Below are 23,500 nucleotides of genomic sequence, written 5' to 3' on the forward strand. Positions count from 1 at the left end.
ATGAAACTCTCGCTGTCTGTAAGAATTGCCGAAGGCTTCCTTTCCAAAGAAGAAGCGATTTTGACCTTGGCAGAAGTTGCCGACTTGGCCGTAGCGGCCGGATATGACGCCATTTGCATGCGAGCCTCTCAAATCGGAATCCAATCGTCAGCCGACCAAATCGATGAGGCGGTCAAGACGTTAAAGGACCGCGAGCTGGACGTCAGCATGGCCACACCTGATTTCGCGATCGTTTACAACAATGACCAGGGCCCGGATTGCTTGCGAAACATCACCCCTTACCTCGATGTGGCCGAGCGTTTCGAGGCACCCTTAGTCCGTGTCGCGATCAAGAAAGATGCGGATATTCCTCACGTACAGCGTGCAGCGGATGAAGCGGCGGAACGAGGCATTCGGCTTGCTCACCAATGCCACACACTTAGTCTGTTCGAAACGATCGAGAATATAGAACGCAGCTTGGCAGCGATTGATCGGCCCAATTTTGGACTCATCTACGAGCCTGCAAATCTCGAATTGTGTGACCAAGACTACGGACCGCAGACCCTCGAACGCCTCGCGCCCAAGATTTTCAACGTCTACCTACAAAATCAAATCATCCGTTCCGGCGGTTCAGTCACGCTCAACACCTGGTGTCGTGGCCCGGTCGAATTCGACATCATTCAAATCCATGACCCAGGCGGCATCGACTTTGCTCGAGTCCAACAAGGGCTACAGCAAATTGGATACCAGGGATCCATCACAGTCCACCAGTGCGCACCGGAAGGGCAGACGCCGCAAGAATCAGCTGCTGCAACGGCGCAATTCCTGCGATCATCTCACTGATTGTTCGCCAGCATTTGCAAGAACTCGCGCAACACTTCCGTGTTATCTTGATAACCGCGTCCTGTCACAAGCTGTCCATCGACCACCCAAGGTTGATCGACATAGGTCGCCCCCCCCTGCTCCGCATCCATCGCACATTTGGGCACGGTGGTCACCTGTTTACCGCGAATACAATCGGCAGCAGTCAGCAGCTCAATTCCATGGCATAAACAGGCAATCGGTTTTTCCGCCACTGAAATGGCGTTCATTACCGACAACAGATCGGTATCATAGCGGAGATATTCCGGCGCTCGTCCGCCCGAAACAAACATGCCAGCAAATGAATTCGCGTCCAAGTCACGGAAAGCGACCGTTGCCTGCAGGTGATAACCGGGGCGTTCTTGCGTAATGTCCCAGGGGACATTCGGGTTCGGTGGAATTTCGTGCAAGACCGTGTGATAGAGTCTCGCCTCGGGGCCCGCCACCACCACATTGAATCCGTCTTCGGGCAGTCGGTAATAGGCATAAAAAGTATCCAAAGCTTCTGTTCCGTCGCCGATCGGCATCAATATATTCGCCATTCTCATATCCACCTGCCATGTGGGTCCATGCTACTTACCTTCCGATCTGGCCATTCTATTCGAATTGGTGGTGACTCGCCTCATTTCACGGATGAGATCGCCTCATATTTTATCGGTCTGGCAACACAAACGGCCGATCGATTCGCCTACAATGGGTAGCTGATCAACAACCAACTCTGATCTAGAAACGCGATGGGATCTAGGAACGCGATGAAATTTGGAATCGGGATCATCGGAGCAACGGGCTATATTGGCACGCCCTACCGTGAAGAGATTCGCGAATGCGGCGATGAGGCAAAAATCATTGCCGTCTGTGCGCGCCGACGCGATCGACTTGAGCAAGCCGCAGCAACCGATGGCGCGGAACTAGCAACGACCGATTGGCAGGCCGTCGTCGAACATCCGCAGGTAAATCTCGTAATGGTCTTAACTCCCGACGCCTTGCACCGTGAACCGGTTCTGGCATCAGCCGAGTTAAATAAGGCGGTTTTTTGCGAGAAGCCCGTCAGCAAGACCATTCATGATACGACGGAGATGTATCGTGCTGTCCAAAGCAGCGGTGTCGCGAGTTACGTACCTTTCTGGACAAGGTATGTGCCGGTGTTTGTGCGGGCCCGCCAGCTAATCGAAGCTGGAAAACTGGGGGAGGTCCGCAATGTAATTTATCGATGGCACAATCCGCGGCCAGTGGCAATGCCTTTCACCTGGCGCGATGACGCCAACCTTTCAGCAGCCGGAAGCATCGCTGATGTCGGATCTCACATTTATGACACCTTGCGTTTTCTGCTCAACGATGAAGCCAACCAAGTCTTAACAGATGCTCGCACCATCATGCCACCCAAACCCGATTTAGGATCAATCGATCTAACGGAAGCCATTGATTGGGGTGAGACGCACGCTGCCGGCGAGGCCGGAGCAACGCGAACCGGCTCGGTACCCGACTATGCCCAGATCGCCGTTGAATTCAAGAGTGGAATTGTGGGCAGCATTCTGCTCTCGCATGCGAGTTACATTCGCAAAGGATTCTCCCCTGAGCTAGAAATCCACGGCACGAAAGCCTCACTTTCAGTCGATCGAAACACGGGTGAAATTCGCTTGGCGGACAGTTCTGAGCTAGCGCGTTCACTGGAAACCATTAGTGATACGGGATTTTGCAATCGATTCAAGAACCATGTCTTCCCCGCACTGCGTCAAGCCAATTCGACAACCGATCATCCAACACTCTACGACGGCTGGCGAGTCCAGATCTTCACCGATGCGGCCTTGGCTTCTGCCCAGCGGGGCGAATGGGTAAAGCTCTCGGAATTTGAATCCGCCGACTAGATGAATTGGACCTCATGGATTAGAAGGAACTATCGATGAACGCTGACCAATCGGGTCTATCGAGAAATGGACGTTACCTCGTCGTCACAGCTGGATTCCTCGGCTGGCTCCTGGCTGGAGTCCAGCTTGCCGTTTCATCGATCGTCATGCGTGAAGCTGCTAAGTCGTTGCTCGTTAATCCGACCGAAGCAGAATTGGCTCAATGGTACGGCATCTTGACCAGTGGCTTCTTGTTGGGTGCGGCTGCCGGAGGATATGGGCTCGGCTGGGCTGGTGATCGCCTGGGGCGAAAGAAGGCCATGGCCTTGAGCATCGCCTGCTATTCACTCTTCGCTGGACTCACCTACTTTGCCAATTCACCGGGACAGCTATTAGTTTTACGTTTTCTGACAGGTATCGGCGTCGGGGGAATGTGGCCGAACGGCATCGCATTGGTTTCCGAAGCGTGGCCCAACATGTCACGCCCGATGTTGGCGGGTGTGATCGGTATGGCTGCCAACGTCGGAATCATGCTGTTTTCAATTCTGACCTGCTTTGTTCATGTGACCACTGATGAGTGGCGATGGGTAATGCTGATCTGCTTCGTCCCCATCGGCCTCGCAGTTTTCGTCGCTCTGTTCGTCCCGGAATCGCCACGTTGGCTCGCTGCGGTCAAAAAACAAGAATCGACACAGGACCAGTCGCCGCTGGTCGAAGTCTTTCAAACGCCTCTGCTACGGATTACGCTGATCGCAATCGCCCTCGGTACAGTTCCCTTGTTTGGCGGTTGGGGCAATGCCAATTGGGCCAATGCGTGGGCCAGTCAAGTCGGTGAAGCAACGAAAGAGGCCGCCCCCGCCATGCCAGACAACGAGGAGGCACCCACCGCTGATGCGCGTATCACGGAGTCGCAACAGCGAGCGCCCGACCCCGCACTGAAAGCTCGTGCCGTGCTCGCACGATCAGCTCCCGGATCACTTGCCAGTCTGTTGGGTGGAGCTGTGGCAACCATCATCGGACGTCGACGTTGCTACTTTTTATTATCGTTTGCTTGCTTCATCTGCTCCCAATGTTTGTTCTGGCTTTCCAATCCGCTGGCGGCTGATTTTCTTTGGTGGACGGGTGCACTAGGACTTTTCAGCGGTTTCTTCTTTGGATGGTTGCCATTGTGTTTGCCGGAGCTGTTTCCCACACGAGTCAGATCAACGGGAGCGGGCATTGGATTTAACTTTGGACGGATTGCGACGGTGATTGGAATCTTGATCGCATCCCTGCTGTTAGGGCAAACCTACGCCGGCGATTACGCTCAAATCGGACGCCTGACTAGCGTGATCTACTTACTGGGAATGGTCGTCATCTGGTTTGCTCCAGACACCTCAAAGCAAGGGCTTCAGGATTGATCCAGCGGCGAATGTCGCCCCGCTAAGTGCCTGAAAGAACAAAAGCGAAGTCGTTCAACGCACCGATTTCGCGGGAATCACCACCGCATTGGTCTTTCCAGATTCGATCGCGGCGTGCACCGTTGCGCAGATATCACGACTCGCCTCTGCACCAAGCGGTGTTGGACAATCTTCGTCGATTGACCTGGCGAATTCATCCGCCAACAACCAATCGTTGTGATTGGCGATTCGGGCATGGGGAAACTCCAATTCAGGTTGACCGCGATAATAAACAGCGACTTCGGGGCGAGCTTCGCTCACAACGAGCGACGCCTTGGATCCCACGAGATGAAGCTTGATTTCACCAATGTCTGGATGGCTGGCGTTACCAATACGCCCAATACACAAGGTACCCACCAATCCATTTTCGAATTCAAGAGTCACGCTCGCCAAATCGTCGACGTGATTATCGTGATGTAGTTGGTGAAAGTGGGAAGTTGTCCGAGCAAAGACACGCTTCACCGCGGCGTCGGTGAGTGACTCAATATAGGCCAGCGGATAGATACCCTCGACCTCGAGCTCGCCCATGGCCCTTCTGCCCACTCCTCCATCCGCTCCGGTCACATGTGCGGCTTTCAATGCCTCCAACCAATCCATCGGGGGCTGATTTGACGCTCGACTTCCGATGGGAGGCCCAGCATCCTTGGCAAAGTAGAAGTCAACATGCACTGCCAGTAATTGCCCAAGCTTGCCTTCACGAATCACTTGCTTGGCCTGAATGATAGCGGGCAAGAAATTCCGATTCCACATCATGAATTTTACGCCGGCGTTTTCCACAGCTGCCACCACTCGATCACACTCGGTCAAGTCAGTCGACATTGGCTTGTCCTGGACAACATGCAAACCGGCGTTGGCAGCTCGCACACTCAAATCACAGTGCCGTTCCGCCTCAGAACTAACCACGGCAACGTCCGGTCGAAACTGGGAAATCGCTTGCTCAACATCGCGCACATAGGGCACCCCAAACTCATCGGCAAATTTCAGATTACGCTCGTGCACCCAGTCAGGCTGCTGAGGATCATCCGCGACGACCGACAGTTGAAAGCGAGGGTGCGATAGAATACCACGCGGCACATAATCGTGTTTCACCACGCTCAGGACAGCCACTTGTAACTTTCGTCGATGATCAACTGAACTCATAACGTTCTCCGTCCCATACTCCCGCTTTTCCATTTCCCAGTGATTCCGCAACCGCCTGCGCAACCTGATAGACCACGGTGAGTTCCGCAGGGGTGCAAACGCGCCGGTCATCAAACTCACCAAAACAATCGGACAACGTATCTAACAGCCGCGCGATACTGTCTGCCCTTTGCTCCACCAACAGCGATTCATTTCGCTCACCGATTAAGAGGTTCATGTTGTGATGATCATCCGCATAAGCTGCTCCTTGTGATCCAACGAGAGTCACCATTGAATAAGGTTGGCAATGCGGAGCAACGACGCATCCAATCTGGGCCATCCCGCCGTCGGCGAATCCGAGATGAATTTGCAAGCCTCCAGTCCGCTCATCCATCGCATGATCAGACGATGGAGAACTCTGGGACAAAGCAACGGCATACACACTCGTTGGGCGTCCTCCGAACAACCAACAAGCCACATCGAGTTGCGTGGCAGCAAGCGACACGATTCCAACCTGGTCAAGTCGTCCTATCGCCGGTCGACGCGCCCAATGGTGGACTCGTAAAAGTCCGGGCCTGCCCAGTTGATTCGATTCAAGACTCTGTTGAATCGTATTCAGGTAGGCATGACATCGCCAAGGATTGGCAACCATCCAGGGAACTCCAGTTCGCTGAAATACAGCGCACAATTCATTCCATTCCGATGCTTGGCTGGCAGGTGGGAAATTCAAACAACTGGGTTTACCCGCTTCCGCCAATCGGCGTGCAATCTCCGCTCGCATGGGAAGAGGAGAGTCAACAACCGCAACATCGAATCGATCTGCCGCGTTCTCAAACAGCCGTTCGATGCCAATGATCGATTTTGGATCGGCCAAGCTTTGAAGCGCTGGATCAGATCGATCATTCGGTACCACCGCATGACAGTCCACCGATTCAAGCTTGCGCAGAGCCTCGAAGTATTCGTCAACACAATCGCTCTGAATCAGGGCGATACGGATCGGTTTTGCGGTCACACTCATTCCTTTCCGGGTGTAAAACTACCGTGGGGCCCGTGACATCATCTTTGAATAGATTTGCAACGCAGATTCAAATTCATGGAGCGCAGCCGGTGCCAAAACGTCGCGATTTCGATCGATTTCTTGGGAAACTCGGTCGACCAAATACTGCACCTCAACTCGTTTTGGCCGAACGGGCCTGTTTCCGACTTCCACATGCCAAGGAGCCGTGTGAGCAAATCGAACGTGCCCATCGGTCTCTTGAAAACATCGAAGCACCAACCAACCTGACTCCTCAATCGTCAAACGCTGGTCAATGATTGAACGAAATGCTCCGTTTGGCATCGCAACATTTTGAGGTTGGATTTTGGCAACGACATCGCCGTTAAGCACGAGTTCGATCGTATCAAGCGGTCGCGAGTAGGACGCGTCACCGCGAACCTGCAACAAAGCTCGATCGGCTTCATCAACCTGAAAAACGTGGCCCGGAAAGCGTTGGTTGACACGAATATCGACCATTGGCCCCGTCGTTACAAAACTCCGGCCCGCATTGAGCCCCTCGATCCATTTCCCGCCGTCAAAACCTTTCGGCATTTGCACATAAACGCGTCCAAACCCCAGCGGGACCGGATGCACTCCCGATGCGGTTCCCGCCGTCGGCCTCAACCGAAAACCGCAGTTCAACAAGGCATAGTAATTCTGCAAACCAAAATCGATCCAATTGCATTCCGTCATTCCCGACTGGCCGATCGCAATCTTCATGTAGGGAGCCGGCTTGATCGTCGTGTTCCTAAAACCGAAAGTTGTCTTCCACAAGCTGTTATTCGCAAGCTCGTACAAGTCAATCTTTGCGATCGGAACCAACATCATCGCCCAAGGCCAACTGTGTTTGTCGAGATCCAACAAGGCCCCTTCCAAGTGAGCTTTACGGGCTACCTCTCGGATCGGTGGTACGGCATCACTAAAACGAGTTTTGTGATTCAAAATAAAGATAGCGCCCAGCAGATGCGGGCGATCGTTGATCCGAAATATCTCGTACTCTGTATTTCGAGGATAAATGACATGCGTCGCATCAATCGGGATTGGAGCATGACCATAATCAACACGATTACCCCATGGAGATGGACCTTGACTCCGTAAAGTCGAGGGCAAAAGATCAGGAGCCTGCCCGGCTTGAATGGTCCAATAAGTGACCGGAAAAGCCACATTCAAATCCTCAGCCAACATCACATTTGGCAATTCGCGGACGCGACGGTGAACATGGGTTTCCCCCGAGTACCAGCCTCGTTCCCCCATATTAATCCAGCGTTGCAAAGCAAACGTGTGCTTCCAGGAGGCCTCAGGATCCGTGACCGTCACGCGATGAACGGAGGGCAAGTATTCCTTTCCACGCTCGACGCGAATTTCATAGGAGCCCGGATTGAGTTCAACGCGAAAGGGGTCAGCTGAAATCGTCGTGTGAATTTCAACCGACTCCGGATGCGGCACCCATTGCTCAGAATAGGGAACCGCAGTCAACCGTTTTTCCTGCGAGATCGATTTCACGAACAACCACTGATCTTTTGCAAGCTCTCGAACATAGACGCGGGCAGGCAACGAGGCCCCGCTGCTTGCATCGGTAACCCTTCCAACGAATTCAGCTGCTCTCACCCAATCAACTCCAGCCAAACCCAGCCAAAGCAAGATCAAACAGTACCGCATCATCAAATGGAGTTGGAACATCGTACGCGCCACCCAAACTCGACCGATCTCATTACCGCATGGTCAATCAGGATTCACTAGATACCACTCAGCAACCAGCAGCCTCCAAGGATGCCAATCATCATAACGGCCCGGCACCCTCACTGGAATCGACCCGAGGGGTGCAACAACGCTAAATCCAGGAGGAATCTCATTTATCCACGGAGGAAATTCGCTGGGCCAATCTTCCAGCCCGAAACCAATCCAGCGTATTTGTGCACCAATCGCTGAGGGGATTCGCGTGGATCAGAGAATGACACGTACGCTTCATTCTCAGCGGACCGAGAGGGCTCACCATGCTCTCCAAGGCAAATATCTTTCAGACACTTGTCGATCAGCTATACTAGTAATGCGTTGCTCCTCGTTCCAACATCTCTCTCAACCCGTTTCCATCATGACAACGCGCCGGTTATTCCATCAAGTCATAGCGACCCTACTACTGGCGTCGTTCGTTGGAAACAGTTCCTCGGCTGAAGACAAAACCAATCGCCTGAATAATTGGGGGCAATGGCGAGGCCCTCTATCGAATGGAGTCGCTCCGTTTGCAAATCCGCCCACGTCTTGGAGTGAAACGAAGAATGTTAAATGGAAGCAGCCGATACCCGGCTTAGGTCACTCAACTCCGGTCGTCTGGGGTGATCAGATCTACCTATCTTCGGCAATTCCGACTGGCACACCGCTCCCGCCCCGTTACAGCGATGCTCCCGGTGCACATGACAACTCGCCGATCACTCATCGGCAACAGTTCGTAGCAGTTGCCGTTAATCGAAACGACGGCAGCCTGCTATGGAAGAAAATCTTAAATGAACAACTTCCCCACGAGGGCGCCCATTTCAGTGGCAGTTTGGCCTCGAACTCTCCCGCTACCGATGGGGAGCTCAGCTTTTTCTTTTTCGGATCTTACGGGCTCTATTGCTTGGACCGCGATGGCAAGACAGTGTGGAGTAAACAGCTTGGCTTACAAAACACCAAGCACGGACACGGCGAAGGCAGTTCTCCGGTGCTCCACCAAAACGTCTTAGCGGTTAACTGGGATCATGAAGGCCAATCCTTCATCGTGGCCTTCGACAAGCGAACGGGACGAGAACTGTGGCGATCCGAGAGAAAAGAGGTTACTTCATGGGCAAGCCCGATCGTTGTCGTTCACGAGGGTGTACCGCAATTGATTGTGAGCGGCACGGATCGCCTTCGAGCTTATCATTTGGAGACAGGAAAAACACTTTGGGAATGTGGCGGGTTGTCAGCAAATGTCGTCGCATCTCCGGTGGCAGGCAATGGCATGGTGTTTGCCGGCAGCAGTTATGACACTCGAGCGTTACTTGCGATTCGACTGAACGGAGCAACAGGCGATATCACCGGCAGCAACAACGTCGCTTGGACTCGGACTCGCGCGACTCCCTACGTTCCCTCACCACTTTTGTACAAAGGGGCGATTTACTTTTTGCGACACTATCAGGGTATCCTTACCCGACTCGACGCGCGTACAGGGCAGGAAACAGCAGGCCCCTTTCGTCTGGGACCGATTCGTGACATTTATGCGTCACCGGTAGCAGCGGCAGGGAGAATCTATTTCGTCGATTTGGACGGAACCGCTTTAGTGCTGAGCGATGACAAACGCCCTCAAGTGCTATCACTCAATCAGCTGAACGATCATTTCAGCGCGTCCCCCGCCTTGGTCGGTGAAGAACTCTTCCTGCGTGGACAAAATTATCTCTACTGCTTAAAGAACGACGAGTCGCCGAAAAAAGATCGTGCGGATCCGTGAAGCCCCGCTGGCAATGCACCTTTCCCGTGACAACGACGAATAATCCTGAAAGACGATCAGAGCAGGCACTTGGAAATTGTCATCTTCCCGAGTCACACGCTTTCAGAGCTGTGTTTCCACGGCTGCAGCTTCAAGTCGTTCTAATCGACCTTGTCGGGGCTTGGCAGTCCTAGTCGATCAGCCACAAAGGAATTACGAAACACAGCTTGTGGATCGTGCTGCTCGCAAATCCGCTTAAATTCCTCCAAGCGTGGATAGAGCCGTTGGAGCGTGCCAGCATCTTGGGGGCAGAGTTTTCCCCAATGAACCCGCGCCTTGAACGGCCCCTCCATCGCGTCGGCCAGAAACCTCGTGAAGTGATCGAAGTTGTCACGATCCGAGAGACGTTGATAGCTAATCAGACTGATCGAGTAATAGGTGGTATCGCCGCTGGCCATGGAAATCAGCGTATCATCGGCAAGAATCCGACGAATGCAAATTGGATAATGGTGACAATAGGTTCCCGATCTTTTGACCAGTGAATCCCAAAGATTCATTTGCTCGAGTTGCTCGCGTCCAGCTCGAGTAACATCTTGCATTCGCCCACCGAAACCACGAATCACATCTTTGACAAATTCGACGGCTTCCGCCAGTTTGTCACATGGCACGAACAATTCCATTTCGATGTGTCGAAACAATTCGTGCTCCATCACCAAGACGCGTTCGGACTCATCCACGATCCTGAGATTCTGTAATACAAGCCCAGAGAAAATCTTCTGATAAAAGAATTGAGTAATCGTATTTGAGCGAAGCAGCTTGGCCAGCGTCAGTAAAATCAGATGCAAGCCAATATCGATCCCAAGCAGCCAATAGATCCGAGCAAGATAAGCGAGTGAATTTTGTTTTCCGTCGATTTCACGTCGATGCTGACCGAACACATGCCACGACCAAGGAATCACAAATATCTGCTGCAACGGATAAGCCGCTTCCTCCGCGACTGCAAGCGAGAGTGAGTCGTGAAATCGAACATGTTCCTCGACGAGATACGCAGGCCGACAATCAAAACTGACAGAAAGAATAATGCCCAACAAGCCAAGCGAGCATCGGGCCGCCCGCAATTCGTCGCCCGAATCGAACGAACGAATTTCGGGTTGGCCATTCGAATCGTAAGTTGCGACGCGAATTTCGCGCATATAATGTGACAGACTGTGTTTACCTGAGCCGTGGGTTCCGGTCGAAATAGCGCCGGCGATCGTCTGCTCCGTAATCAACCCGACCGAGGGCGACGTCACATTTGCCAGGCGACGCAATTCCACAAGCATTCGTTTGATCTGGCAGCCGCCCCCGACAGTCGCCAGCACACGACCATCGTCATCTTGTATCCGAACTTGATTCAGCTTTCGCAGATCGAGACAAACCCCGGACGTCACAGCAAGCGGACTCCAAGAGTGTAGACGTCCAACAACACGGAACGACTCCCCCTGATGTCGTGCTAGAATATCCAGCACTTCCTGTTCACTGTCGGGTGCATAGCAATAACTCGGTCGAAACCGAATGTTTCGACCAAAGTTCGTGACATCACTCGTCTTCTTGACTGACACGGCACCCGCCATTAAAAGCTGCGATCCAACTAATCGACTTTTTTGATCTTAATGTTGCGAAAATAGATTGGGGCGCCCGCATGTTTACCTTGTAGTCCGATTCGTCCATGAGTCGGTAATTCGGCAAACGGCGTGCTCAACCACGGCGGAATTTCACTTCCATCGGGATTCTTCTGCGCGGATTTCCATTTACGCAAATCCATTTCGGTCACGATTTCGCCATTCAACACCACTTTCAAATCATGATCCTTGCAGGTGATCGTCATGCGATTCCATTCACCCGCGGGTTTTACAACCTGCTTACTGGCTGCCAAATGACCGAAGATGGCTCCGCATTGCCAACTCTTAGGGCTCTTTGCCCATTTTTCATTGAAATCGTCGGCGATTTGAATTTCGACCGAATTGGGAATCCAGTTCTTCATATCGCCACAGTAAACGATAACACCACTATTCGTGCCGTCAGCATTCTTAAATTCTAAATCGAGGACAAAGTTATCGTAATCCTTGTCCGTGAACAAACAGTAATCCGCGTTTGCTGTCAGCACACCCTCCTGGACTGTCCAGACCTTTTTCGTATCAATGCCGTTCGACAAATCGGCAGCGAACAAGTCCGACCAACCAGACACATCTGGATGATTATCCGCTGCCACTAATAAAGAAAGTGAACTCATCCACATCGTCATCAACCCGAAACAAACAACAGCCTTTTTCATTCCAATGTCCTTCCAAGTTCACCAAGCAAATGCGCCGACCGAACGGGCGACGCCCATCGAACAACGAAGCCTCATCCTTCAGCATACCCCTCTGTTCATTGATCGTTAAACCCGGCGAGACATGGGCATGTCAACACCCGAAAAATGACCCTACGATTAAGCAGCGGGCAAGCCAGATTGTAGCATGCGGCTGAAAAAGGGAAGGGATTCTGGTGGCACCATTGAGAGACGGCTAAAAATGGCCGAGTTCCAGTTGAAATGGTATCCAGTGTGCGGATTGCATGGTAAGCCGCGCGAGGCGGAAGGCTGCTGAACATGATCCGGTGTCCCGGTAGAGCTTCTCCAGCGGCGCATGAGACGCGAAAACCGCTACTTTAACGTCATCAGATAAGCCAACAGGTCAGCTGCTTCCTGAGCATCCAAATCCCTCAACAAATACTCAGGCATGAGCGAGGTTGGGGTCGGCGATATTTCTTCCACCTCGTCCATCGGAATCTTGACCACTTTTTGATCGACCAACTTGATGACAATCTGATCAGAATTACGCTGCATGACGCGTCCTGAATAAACATTACCACGATCCGTCACGACCGCGTACGTCACGAATGCCGGTTCAATCTTCTTCGACGGTGCGATCACTTCGTGCAACAGTTCCGCTGGCTTGTATTTACCACCAATAGCGCTGAGTGGCGGCCCGAGATCGCCACCGTTCCCAAAGATTTGGTGACATGAACGGCATTGCACTTGGTTGTCGTTCCAATACAGGTGTCGTCCTCTTTGCGAATCGCCAATCACGTCAAGCACATTTCCGACATCAAACCGATTACCCAAGCGTTGCTTTTTCTGCTCGGCTGGCAAAAAGGGCTCCAAAAGATCTCGGATGTATGCAGCGGGCATGGTGCGACTTTGCGCGACAATCCGATCTTTGAGCTCCGTGGGAAAGTCCTCCGCGTAAAGTTTCTGGGTCGTTGCCAAAGCACCCTCGGGCGTGGATAACAAATCCGAAATGAGTTGCCGATGCGTCTCCGGTTCTTTCAATGTCAGAAGTTGCTGAAAACGATTCGACCATTCATTTTTTTTCCTCAAGTCACCCGTTGGTCGCATCTCAGCAATCCAATCATGAACGACTTGCAAACCGACAGGATCAGTCATCGTGACCCCTACGTGAGGCATCCGCCCGGGCCCCTGCTTGGCAAGCCGATAAAACATCACAGAACGATACGGATCCTGCGGCACAAGAATTCGGGCATCAGGCAATCCCAACATTCCTTGCGCTGGTTTCTGATCAACGAGAAATGTCTTCTCCAGCGGCAAATCATAATCCAGATGAATCACAGAAGCGCCGATTCCACCAGGCTGATGACAATGCACACAGTTCGCATGTAGATAGGACCGCGCACGACGTGACAAATCCTCAGACGTGTCCTGCGGATCGACAAGCCGACGATGCGCCTGATCAGCCGGGGGTTTCGCGGCGAGAATTCCTTGACGATACCAGTCGTCTAACTGAGAGGAAGATTGAGCGCCCGAACAATTGGCTTGCAGCCAATTCAACCCTAAGACAGCTCCCAGATTGAGAGAGTGACACAGTTTGCATTCGGCGCGACTTGCCACATGCCAAACTTTCGGATCGCCGGCCGCTCCGACGTAGTTCAGATCGGCGCCTTCCGTTGGAGCTAAGAAGGCGTCATTCTGCTGCTCATTCCAAACATACGTGTACGGTCGCCATGTTCCGTCATAACGGTGCATCACTTGCGTTTCCAGACGACGCGAGTGCAGCTCAGGGCCTGTTACAACAGTACGCGCAATCACAGTTCCGTCAGGAAACGTCCAACGGTTGCTGAGATTTCCTCCAATCTGAGCATCTCCGGGCAGCGCGAGCAGCCGCGTCGCCTGCATTCCGTCGGCCCAAGTCGGTACGTTGACTTGGTACGGTAGCACACCCTCCGCGGGTTGATGTTCGGCGACTGATTGAAACAAGCCAGTGTCGCTCAAACGCACTGGAAAGCGGTCGCTGCTATCCTGAGCATCATTCTCGACAAGCTTGTAAATTTGATTGGTGCGTTGATGATCCAGCAAATACAGCTCACCTGCATTGGTTTCACCCCAAGCCACAATCTGTAATGACGAGTCGGCCAACTCGCGTCGTTCAGTCAACTGCTTACCGTCGTATGTCAGACCCCAAATCTTGCCGGTGGCATAATCACCGTAAATATAAGTCCCCGTTAACTTCGAATGTAATTTGCCTCGATAAACAAAGCCTCCCGTAATTGATCGGGCTTCGGCATGATCGTGCTGCGTCACGGGCGGTCGAATCGGAGTTGGGCCACGCTTTTCATCTGGATGAATCGGTTGGCTACCCTCCATAACGCTCCAACCGTAGTTGGCACCGCGCTCGACCCGATAGATTAATTCCCACGTATCCCAACCCACATCGCCAACCCAGAGATCACCCGTCTCTCGATCAAAGCTCATCTTCCACGGATTTCGAAAACCGTAGGACCAAATTTCAGGACGAGCCGACGGCAGATCAACAAATGGATTGTTATCCGGAATTGAATAATTTCGCTCACCATCCGTTTGGTCCACATCAATACGAAGAATGGCAGAAAGCAGATTAGTGACATCTTGACCAGCGCGTAACAGATCAGGTGGATTCGGTCCCGTCCCGTCTCCGGTCGAAATATAAAGAAACCCATCGTGACCGAACTTCAGGGAACATCCATTGTGTCCGCCGGCCAACCATCGGATCAAAATGCGTTCGCTACACGGAATGAGTCGAGGAAAATCCGTGAAGTCGACCTCAAAGCGGGAGATTACGCTTCCGTCAGGTGCGTTCCCTGAAAGGATATAGCAGACGTAAACATACGGCTGCTCAGGATACTCAGGATGAAAGGTCAACCCGTAGGTCTGAGAAATATTTGGAATGAACGATCGCAAATCGGCAAACAAATCTTTTTGCGTGATGTCAGATCGATCGGGGAATGAAAACACCTTCCCACCGACCTCGACTACGAACAGACGGTCTGACCTCGGCGCGTTGGTGATCGTCACGGGCTGGGCAAACTTGAGTTCAGGAAAAGCAAGCTCGACACGATACGGGGGTGGTGGATCGGGAGCCCCGCGAAACCGTGATTGGTTCCAGGTTCGGCGAGATTTGGCCGTCGTCTCCTCCTCGCTACCGATCGCAACCGTGCCGATCGCAACAGCGATCCAACCGACAAAAAAAACGAAGCGGATCAACGAAATCGCTCGCCGTGACGCGAAATCGATCGCTGCCACAATATCAATCATCCGGTCTCGAATCATAGTCGGCGCTGCCCCACAAATGATGATCACTTCCAAGACGCCCTCATTGTATCAGAAGATCAGTCCAATCTCGCGAGTCGGCGTTTATCAAACCCAAGAAGTTTTGCGGCCAGAAAACCCTCCCAAGAAGGCATCCTATCGAACTCCATCGGACATTACCTCAGAGCAGCAAGCGAGCCCTGTTGGAGGATAGATAATTAGAAACAAGCTACCATCTCGACAGCGTTTGATTGCTGGCCAACCGAATCCGGTAGATGAGCAGCAACTTTTCGGCTGATATTGCGAAACACATCCGCGAACCAAAATCCCCATCTCGAGCGAGGTAGAGGAAAAGCGATCATGACGCAAAACAGGTCAAGCCCCGCTACTCATTTCCCGTTGTCCGCTCAGGAAATCCAATGCTCCAGTCCCTTCAGCGGGACGTTTTACGTCGACGGCGAATTCGTTCGAAACGAATCCGACAACCGATCGCCACGGTTTCGGAGACTGCTGGAAGCTTTTGCTGCAAGGCCGCTGCAATCGCGTCGTTGACGTAACGCTTGGTTACTTTTGATGCATCAGTACTGTCATCCATCGCGCCCATGTAGACAAGCTTACGATTCTCGTCGAGCACAAAAAACTCAGGGGTGTAGGTTGCTCCGTAATCACGAGCAATTTCCTGAGATCCATCGAACAGATAGGGAAAACGAAAGCCTTGCTCTTTAGCTCGCAGCTTCATAGCAGCCGGCAAATCTTCTTCGATCTTATTGACGTTAACTGCAACAATCGCGACCTTCTCCTGATCGATCTCTGCGGCAAGCGACTTAAGACGAGCCTCATAATCAACCGCATAGGGGCAGCTATTACAGGTAAACACGAGCACCACGACTGGCTGTTTAATATCGGCAAGCGAATGCTTGCTGCCATCAACGTTTACCAGACCTTGCCAGGCAGGAGCCTTGTCACCAACGCTCAGCACGGGATTGTACTTTCCAGCAACAGCAGCCGAAACAAGCGTCGACGCCACGACAGTCAACAAGAAAAACCGAACCATGAGTATCCTCTCGTCACTGGATAGGCAAGCTAATATTTCTCCAACTGCTTGCTATTGATACAATCGACTAACGCTCTGATTGTAGACTTGACAACCCTCAACTAGGAATCCCAATCATCAAGTTGTTGCATCCAACGGTCTAATTGTTCTTCATCTTCTTCGTCCTCTTTATCCGACTCATTCACGGTAGGCGGGTGATCCGAAGAGGATTCCGAAGCAGTCAGCGAATTCCTGCCATGGGCAGAGTCTTCACTGCTCGGTGGAGAATCAATCGGCACATCATTCACAGGGGGCGTTGTCGCCGGATCATTCAACGTGATGCCTAGGTCATAAGTCTTCATCGTTGCTTCTTCACGAATGCGTTTGATCTCATCACAACAATCGGAAACGGCTGGCAATTCCCGCAGATCAATGTGAAAAATCGTCCGCGCATGCTCTACTGCGACAATCGGCAAGCTCCCCCAAGCAGTGCGCCCTGGCCGACCATGTATTTCCAATTGGGCAAGTTGTTGATGAGCTTGCGTGGCATCAATCCAACTGAGCATTACCATATCGCTCGTGATCCCCTCCAAACATAACAGTCCCGTGTCGCCCGGCTTCAGGCGAGTCAAGTCAGGTATCAATGTCACTTCCAACCCGTGAACCATCAATAGTTCTGCCACGAGACTACTCTCAAAATCTCGCTGAGTTGAATTTGCGCGAGCTGCTTGCGAAAGTACAACAATGATGCGTCTAGCCACGACGGAATTCCTTCATTACCTTTATCCACATGATCAACCGAGGGGCACTCATGATGACTTTACGGATTTGATCGAGACGCCTGAATAAGTTCATTCGTCGAATGACGTTTTCGAATATCATAGAACAGCTTTGCCTTAACTTTCCCGTCTGGACCAATCAAAAAGGTTCCCGGATGAGGGACTCCCTCAAATCGTTTCTGTGGAACGTCATCGTTCCGTACGTGGTAGGCATCGATAGCTTGGCTCGACTCATCAGACAACAAGGGAAACTTGACCTGTTGGGCGATGGAGAATTCGCGTAACACCTCAGGACTGTCGTAACTGATGGCAATCACTTGGATACCTGCCTTCTCGATCTGCTGACGATCTTTTTGCAATTGAACCAATTGCTGAACGCAATAAGGTCACCAGTCGGCCGAGCGATGAAAGACCAAGGCGACAAATTTATCCGGTTTGACAAATTCTGAAAGTTGACGAAATCGACCAGTCTGGTCTTTCAAACGAAATCCAGGAGCAACTGCCCCGGCTGCGATGCCGGGCATCGAATCACGATTGGCAGCCTCGTCCGCACCACACAATCCGATCAACAGAATGGTTAAACATAGCCCCAATGTCACTCGAGTTCGATTCACCATTTTACATCTTTCGCAAAACTATTTTTGATAGTTCCTTTAAAAGCTCCCCGGACGAAATCAGGAAAAGTTCACCCTCACGAGTATCAACCTGCGAGGAAAGTTAAGCAAGCCGATGTACAGAATCTCAATCATCTAGAACTTCAGCATGTCTCTTCAAGCATCGCTCCGTCCTTCCGGCGAATTCGGTCGTTTCAACAGTAATTCGACCGGTGAGCTTCGCCCGTTTGCAAACCGTTCGTCACAAAATTGCCGATCACGCCGAGAATAAAAGCTAAGGGCCTTTATCTATTCCTGCAAGAAAACTCCCTCCTTTTTCGACACCCAGGCTGCCAATAAACGAGTCTGACAGCAACGACAGCAAATCGGCTCTCAAGCGATCGTGCTTCTCAGCCTGTCTCGACCCTCGATGGAGCGGTAGAAACGATCGCAACTCGCTGAACGCCCCCATTGCCTTGAAATTTCGAGCAACCCAAGGCGAACAAAAGGGCAAAATCAGCTTAACCACCTAACTCACTGAGACTTACTGAGAATCGTTACAACCGGAACACTCAATACAACATTGAAGTCCCATCCAACTGAAATCCGACAATCCTGATTGAAACGAACATTCGTGCGAGCGTTTGTTCTCGTGGTCAAAGCAGTCTGTCGATCGCTATCTGATTCTTCTGGACAATCAAGATGCTAAAAACCTGGAATTCCCCTAGCCAATCTCCGCAATCAGCTGCTGACCTTGGTCAATTAGCGCTGTTGCTGCTGGCCGTCGTGATCGGTAGTTCGGTCGGCTGCAAGCGATCCTATTATCGAAAAAATGCGGACGCAGAAGCGTATGAGTTGATCGCTCAAAAAGCAGATGATCCTCGCTGGGATCCGCCTCGCATCAGCATCAAGATTGACCCGCGTTCTCGCATGTATGACCCTTTCAATCCCGACTTCCCGCCGATGCCTCCCGACGATCCCGCATCCGACAAGTTGATGTATTGCATTGACGGCAGGCGGAACTATCAAAAATGGACGAAGGACGGCACGACGCCGTATGTCGAAAACCCCGACTACATGCAGTATTTGCCTCTCAATAAGAACGGGATTCTCGTTCTTGATTTACGCCGCGCTGTCGAACTGGCGCTAATTAATGCGCCGAACTACCAGGAAGCCTACGAGTCACTCTACCTCTCAGCGTTGGATGTAAGCGCTGAACGTTTTGAGTTCGACGCCCAGCTATTCGGTGGCAGCAACATTATTTACCGCGCCAATGGCAAAGACCGAGGTGGCACACCACGCAGTGGGCTCCGTATCGATTCCGACCTGGCGGTACAGAAGGCGTACATCACGGGCGCAGACCTGATTGTCAACTTCGCCAATAGCATCATTTGGGACTTTCACGGACGCGACACCAACGCCGCCTTCAGTCTGGTGGATTTTTCTTTTGTCCAGCCGCTCTTGCGAGGTGCAGGAAAAGATCGAGTCCTCACTCAATTGACACTGGCGGAAAGAAACCTTCTGGCAAATGTCCGGCAACTGGAGCGATTCCGACGTGGTTTCTACTTGGAAATCGCATCGGGTGCGGGAGGCGTCGGTGGCCCGTCACGAATCGGTGGCTTGTTCGGTGGTTCTGGGCTCCAGGGTTTCACTGGCGTCGGCGGTGGATTTGGCGGTGTGGGTGGCGTCTTCGGTGGAGGCGGCGCATTCGCTGCGGGCGCAGCTCTCCAGGTAGGCGGCTTTTACGGCTTGCTTCAAGATCGTCAAAACATCCGAAATCAACAAACCAACATCGCAGGCTTGAGAGCAAACGTCGTTCGCTTCCAGCAGACGCTGAACGAAAACCTCCTGCAGATCCCTGAAAACCCCACCCAGGTTGTCAGCGATCGCTTACAAATCGCACAGGCGCGTCAGCAGCTTTACGATACTGAATTTGCCCTCGCCAGTGCCGAGGCCGGCTACCAGTCGTCCGTCGACAATTTCAAGATTGAATTAGGCCTCCCGCCCCACATCGGCGTGGTGATCGAAGATCCTTTGCTCGATCAATTTAACCTACTCGATACGGCGATTGTTCCGCTGCAAATCGAAGTCGCAGATTTGAGCGCGATGGTCGGCTTGACGAACGAACAAATCCTGGCCGCTGTGAATTATGAAGAGCGAGATGGTCAACGGGTTGCAACGCTTGAATGGACGGAGGCCCTGGAGGGACATGTCGGAGAACTCAAGAAAGCACTCGGCCGCATCAAGATATTGAGAAACACCTTGATGACGCACAATATGGCTCGCGCTCGCGCCGACATCGATGCTTTAATTGCCGCGTTACCCGAAAGGCGCAAGTCGTTACACCGCTTAAGTGAGAAATACCCGGTCGTCCTCAGCGAAGAGATGAAATTAGCCATCGAAAAGCAAACTCGGCTACCAGCCGACATCGACCGCAGCATCTTGAGTGTCAACCGACTCGATAACCTCAGCAAAGATTTGGAACAAGAATTCAATCGTCTGCAAACCCAATTCAAGGGATACGACGAAACAATCACCAAACTCGATGCGACAATCGAACGATTGTCAGCCCGAGCGGATCTACCTGACAAGGAAGACATTTACACCGAATTGGAATCCGAAGTCATCTTCACGATTCCTGGTCTGTTGGCAGATCTAAGTTCGGATGTGCTTGACCTTTCGTTGGTTCAAGCGCGTGCCCGAACCGATGCTATTGATCTGATCCCTGTCGAACTATCGATGAAAGAGGCCTTGGGAATTGCTTCCATCAATCGCTTAGATTGGATGAATGCACGTGCCGGACTCGTCAACACCTGGCGAGCGATTGCCTTCGTCGCCAATGACCTGGAAGGCGTTTTGGACATCGTTGCCGACGGCGACCTCAGAACCGTCGGTGACAATCCCCTGAAGTTTCGCTCCACTACCGGAAGCTTGAGAATGGGCGTCGAGTTTGACGCACCGTTCACGCGGTTAATCGAACGAAACACTTACCGGCAAGTACTCATCGACTATCAGCAGGCTCGTCGTAACTATTACGAATTCATCGACCGTGTTTCCCAAGGCCTGCGATCTACCCTTCGCACACTTAATTTGAACGAACTCAATTTTGAAACTCGGCGCGTGGCTGTCCTGTCCGCTATCGAGCAAAGCGTTTTAAATGATGAGATCACCAGCCTCAATGAAGCTCGTGGAGAAGCACAAAGCGGCACGGCGGCCCGAGACATTGTTCAGGCTCTCAGCGATCTCCAGAATGCCCAAGATGCGTTCACAGGTGTCTGGATCACCTATAACGTCAATCGCCAGTTCCTCGACTTCAACCTCGGTACCATGCGACTCGATGCGCTCGGACTTTGGGTCGATCCGGGGCCCATTCGAGGAGGCGATCCCCCTTTCGTCATCGCGAATTGCCCAGAGGATGGTAATCCCATGCTCTCACCTGACGACGAAATGTGGATGAGGGAATCGGACGAATACCCCTCCTCAATGCCGGAAATTCTACCCCCGGGCGGTACAGAATCTGAAACAGAGCCGATTCGTATCTTTCGACTGCCGAAACCGAACGGAGCGGCCTAACCGACGATCTGCTGATGAAACAGCCGATTTAACGATCATCTTGTCCTGATTCGACCCACCACACAGCCCCCAATCCACCTTATCAACCCAACGCCCCAGGACATCGGACCTTGTCGTCGGGGCTCAAGAAGCAATAATGGGTCCGATGGACAGGCGTCCAAACCATTCCGCGCAGTAGAAGCAGCAATCACATTTGCGTTTATACTTAGGTAAGGTTTCTCTCCATCGGTGGCTTGCAGGACGAGTTTGCGACAGCGCTCGGACTGACAAGACCGTCCCGCCGGCGTAGAAACCTCCCCCCGACTTGCCCCCCGCTACCCTACGTTTGGCCGAGGTGATTATGTACTTTCTGACTCCTACTCGGCCTGCTCGCCGACCCAAAGCTCGACTTGCAGATCGTCGTGGGGTAACACGCACGACGGTCGTTTCAACGCTGTTGGTCGTCGTGTTACTTGGTGCCGTCGTCTGGTGGGCAAAGAGTGGAAATCGGAACGCAAAGATCGACGCTCCCCTGCTCACTTCGCTAACCCGCGGCCCCTACGAACACATCGTGTTGGAACAGGGTGAAATTGAGAGTTCCGAGAATGTCGAAGTCCGCTGTAGCGTCAAAAACCGCAGTGGGGGTAACTCACCCTCGACGACCATCCTCGACGTGATTCCTGAGGGAAGCACCGTGAAAGAGGGTGACTGGCTCGTCACGTTTGACTCGAGCGCGCTTGAGCAATCAAAGTCACAACAATTAATTCTGGTGAAAACCAGTGAAACGTTGGTGATCCAAAGCAAGGCAGCTTACGACACGGCCGTGATTTCGAGAAAAGAGTATTTGGAAGGCACCTACCAACAAGAACGCAAAACGATCGAGAACGAGATCTTTGTTGCAGAGGACAACCTCAAAAAGGCAGAGTTGTCTTATGACTCAATCAAGCGTTCGGTCGCTCGGGGACTCATCTCCTCCCTCCAACTCCAAGGCGAGAAGTTCAACGTCGACGCCGCTCGAAAACAACTTGAACTTGCCAAGCAAAAGCTCCATGTGCTCGATTCGTACACCAAGGAAAAGATGCTGACGCAACTGGACAGTGACATTGAAGCCGCCAAGATCAAATGGGAAAATGAGCAAGCGAGTTATCAAGAAGAGCTCAAGACGTTAAAGGAATACACCGAACAGATTGCGGCCTGCACCGCGATGGCTCCTCAGGATGGCCAGGTCGTCTACGCCAACGTCCGCAGTAGTCGCAGTGGTAGCGAATTCGTCGTCGAGCCTGGAGCATCGGTTCGCGAGCGTCAAGTCATCATCCGGTTGCCCGACCCAGCTAAGATGCAGGTCTCCACCAAGGTCAGCGAGTCTCAGATCAGTTTGGTCCGCGAGGGCATGGCCTGCACCATTCGGATCGATGCCATTGGGGACGAGTCACTGGAAGGGGTTGTCACCAAGGTCAACAAGTACGCCGAAGCAGGCAGTTGGTGGAGCTCGTCCGCAAAGGAATACAAAACAACAATTCAGGTCATTGACCCACCACCGCAAATTCGATCAGGACTGACGGCGGAGGTGCGAATTCACATCGAAAATGTCAATGATGCGTTGCAACTCCCTGTCCAAGCCATCATGGAACATAAGGGCCGAACGTTTTGTTTGGTCAAGACGGGAGATGAGTATGCAACGTTCCCGGTCGCCATCTCCTCCACCAACGACAAGGTTGTGGCCGTGAACGAAGCGGCTGAAGGGTCGCCGGCAGAGGGCTCCGAAGTGGTGCTGCATCCGCGCGGACACTTCGACCTGTTTGATTTCAAAAGCTTCACTTTCGAGGAAGATCAACCACCACCGGATGTGAGCAAATATGCAGCTCAAAATCGTGCTCGCGATGGCCAGGGAGCAACCGCCCGAGAGGGTGGTGCTGGCTTTGCTCAACGCCCCGGTGGACCACCGCGTGGCTCCGCTGGCGGCAGACCGGGTCAAGCCGGACAGGGGCGACCGACGGGTGGTCCTCCAGGCGGCAGACCGGGTCAAGCCGGACAGGGGCGACCGACCAACACGCGTCCAGCAAATGGCGGCGGAAAACCGAAGAGTGGTGCTCAGGGCAACAGTGCTCAGGGCAACAGTGCTCAGGGCAACAGTGCTCAGGGCAACAGTGCTCAGGGCAACAGTGCTCAGGGCAACAGTGCTCAGGGCAACAGTGCTCAGGGCAACAGTGCTCAGGGCAAC

16 protein-coding genes and 1 pseudogene are annotated in these 23,500 nt (G+C 52.5%); 6 read left to right on the forward strand and 11 right to left on the reverse strand.

Annotated features, from left to right (window positions below):
• Positions 1-822 (forward strand): TIM barrel protein, encoded by an 822-nt coding sequence (locus P8N76_06950; protein MDG2381395.1) that lies wholly within the window; start codon positions 1-3, stop codon positions 820-822.
• Here the strand turns inward: P8N76_06950 and P8N76_06955 are convergent.
• Positions 816-1,382 (reverse strand): DJ-1/PfpI family protein, encoded by a 567-nt coding sequence (locus P8N76_06955; GenBank protein ID MDG2381396.1) that lies wholly within the window; start codon positions 1,380-1,382, stop codon positions 816-818. The genes P8N76_06950 and P8N76_06955 overlap by 7 nt on opposite strands.
• A 210-nt stretch (positions 1,383-1,592) precedes the next feature.
• Between P8N76_06955 and P8N76_06960 the strand changes: the two genes are divergently transcribed.
• Together P8N76_06960 and P8N76_06965 are read left to right on the forward strand one after the other, a co-directional pair.
• Positions 1,593-2,705 (forward strand): Gfo/Idh/MocA family oxidoreductase, encoded by a 1,113-nt coding sequence (locus P8N76_06960; protein MDG2381397.1) that lies wholly within the window; start codon positions 1,593-1,595, stop codon positions 2,703-2,705.
• A gap of 35 nt (positions 2,706-2,740) precedes the next feature.
• A complete protein-coding gene (locus tag P8N76_06965; GenBank protein ID MDG2381398.1) occupies positions 2,741-4,084 on the forward strand; it encodes an MFS transporter in 1,344 nt (447 codons plus the stop codon).
• A 54-nt stretch (positions 4,085-4,138) separates the two neighbouring features.
• Here the strand turns inward: P8N76_06965 and P8N76_06970 are convergent, their stop codons facing one another.
• The 3 genes from P8N76_06970 to P8N76_06980 are packed head-to-tail and all read right to left on the reverse strand — an operon-like array spanning position 4,139 to position 7,958.
• Positions 4,139-5,263: a Gfo/Idh/MocA family oxidoreductase gene (locus P8N76_06970; protein MDG2381399.1), complete on the reverse strand. Its 1,125-nt coding sequence runs from the start codon at positions 5,261-5,263 to the stop codon at positions 4,139-4,141.
• The gene (locus P8N76_06975) at positions 5,250-6,260 is read right to left on the reverse strand and encodes a hypothetical protein (GenBank protein MDG2381400.1); all 1,011 of its coding nucleotides are present in this window, start codon (positions 6,258-6,260) and stop codon (positions 5,250-5,252) included. The genes P8N76_06970 and P8N76_06975 overlap by 14 nt, the downstream gene beginning before the upstream one ends.
• An 18-nt stretch (positions 6,261-6,278) precedes the next feature.
• Positions 6,279-7,958: a CehA/McbA family metallohydrolase gene (locus tag P8N76_06980; GenBank protein MDG2381401.1), complete on the reverse strand. Its 1,680-nt coding sequence runs from the start codon at positions 7,956-7,958 to the stop codon at positions 6,279-6,281.
• A 412-nt stretch (positions 7,959-8,370) separates the two neighbouring features.
• On the opposite strand from P8N76_06980, the gene P8N76_06985 reads away from it, so the two are divergent.
• The gene (locus P8N76_06985) at positions 8,371-9,741 is read left to right on the forward strand and encodes a PQQ-binding-like beta-propeller repeat protein (GenBank protein ID MDG2381402.1); all 1,371 of its coding nucleotides are present in this window, start codon (positions 8,371-8,373) and stop codon (positions 9,739-9,741) included.
• A 140-nt stretch (positions 9,742-9,881) separates the two neighbouring features.
• Here P8N76_06985 and P8N76_06990 read toward each other — a convergent pair whose 3' ends face one another.
• The 7 genes and pseudogenes from P8N76_06990 to P8N76_07020 all read right to left on the reverse strand — a co-directional run bounded on the left by P8N76_06990 (position 9,882) and on the right by P8N76_07020 (position 17,751).
• Positions 9,882-11,321 (reverse strand): D-arabinono-1,4-lactone oxidase, encoded by a 1,440-nt coding sequence (locus P8N76_06990; GenBank protein MDG2381403.1) that lies wholly within the window; start codon positions 11,319-11,321, stop codon positions 9,882-9,884.
• A gap of 29 nt (positions 11,322-11,350) precedes the next feature.
• Entirely contained in the window at positions 11,351-12,034 is a 684-nt protein-coding gene (locus P8N76_06995) for a DUF1080 domain-containing protein (GenBank protein MDG2381404.1), read from the reverse strand.
• Between the two features lie 369 nt (positions 12,035-12,403).
• On the reverse strand, positions 12,404-15,328 hold the full coding sequence (locus P8N76_07000) for a PQQ-dependent sugar dehydrogenase (protein ID MDG2381405.1): 2,925 nt from the start codon (positions 15,326-15,328) through the stop codon (positions 12,404-12,406).
• A 427-nt stretch (positions 15,329-15,755) separates the two neighbouring features.
• Positions 15,756-16,376 (reverse strand): thioredoxin family protein, encoded by a 621-nt coding sequence (locus P8N76_07005; protein MDG2381406.1) that lies wholly within the window; start codon positions 16,374-16,376, stop codon positions 15,756-15,758.
• Between the two features lie 101 nt (positions 16,377-16,477).
• Entirely contained in the window at positions 16,478-17,116 is a 639-nt protein-coding gene (locus P8N76_07010; protein ID MDG2381407.1) for a hypothetical protein, read from the reverse strand.
• 59 nt (positions 17,117-17,175) lie between these two features.
• A pseudogene (locus P8N76_07015) lies at positions 17,176-17,505 on the reverse strand (peroxiredoxin family protein).
• Between the two features lie 15 nt (positions 17,506-17,520).
• Positions 17,521-17,751, reverse strand: coding sequence for a hypothetical protein (locus P8N76_07020; GenBank protein MDG2381408.1), 231 nt, complete (start codon positions 17,749-17,751; stop codon positions 17,521-17,523).
• A 678-nt stretch (positions 17,752-18,429) separates the two neighbouring features.
• Here P8N76_07020 and P8N76_07025 point away from each other — a divergent pair.
• Positions 18,430-21,300: a hypothetical protein gene (locus tag P8N76_07025; GenBank protein ID MDG2381409.1), complete on the forward strand. Its 2,871-nt coding sequence runs from the start codon at positions 18,430-18,432 to the stop codon at positions 21,298-21,300.
• A gap of 340 nt (positions 21,301-21,640) precedes the next feature.
• Positions 21,641-23,500 (forward strand): HlyD family efflux transporter periplasmic adaptor subunit (locus P8N76_07030; GenBank protein ID MDG2381410.1); only part of this gene is annotated, 1,860 nt, incomplete at its 3' end.

The sequence above is a fragment of the Pirellulaceae bacterium genome (assembly GCA_029243025.1).
Lineage (GTDB): Bacteria > Planctomycetota > Planctomycetia > Pirellulales > Pirellulaceae.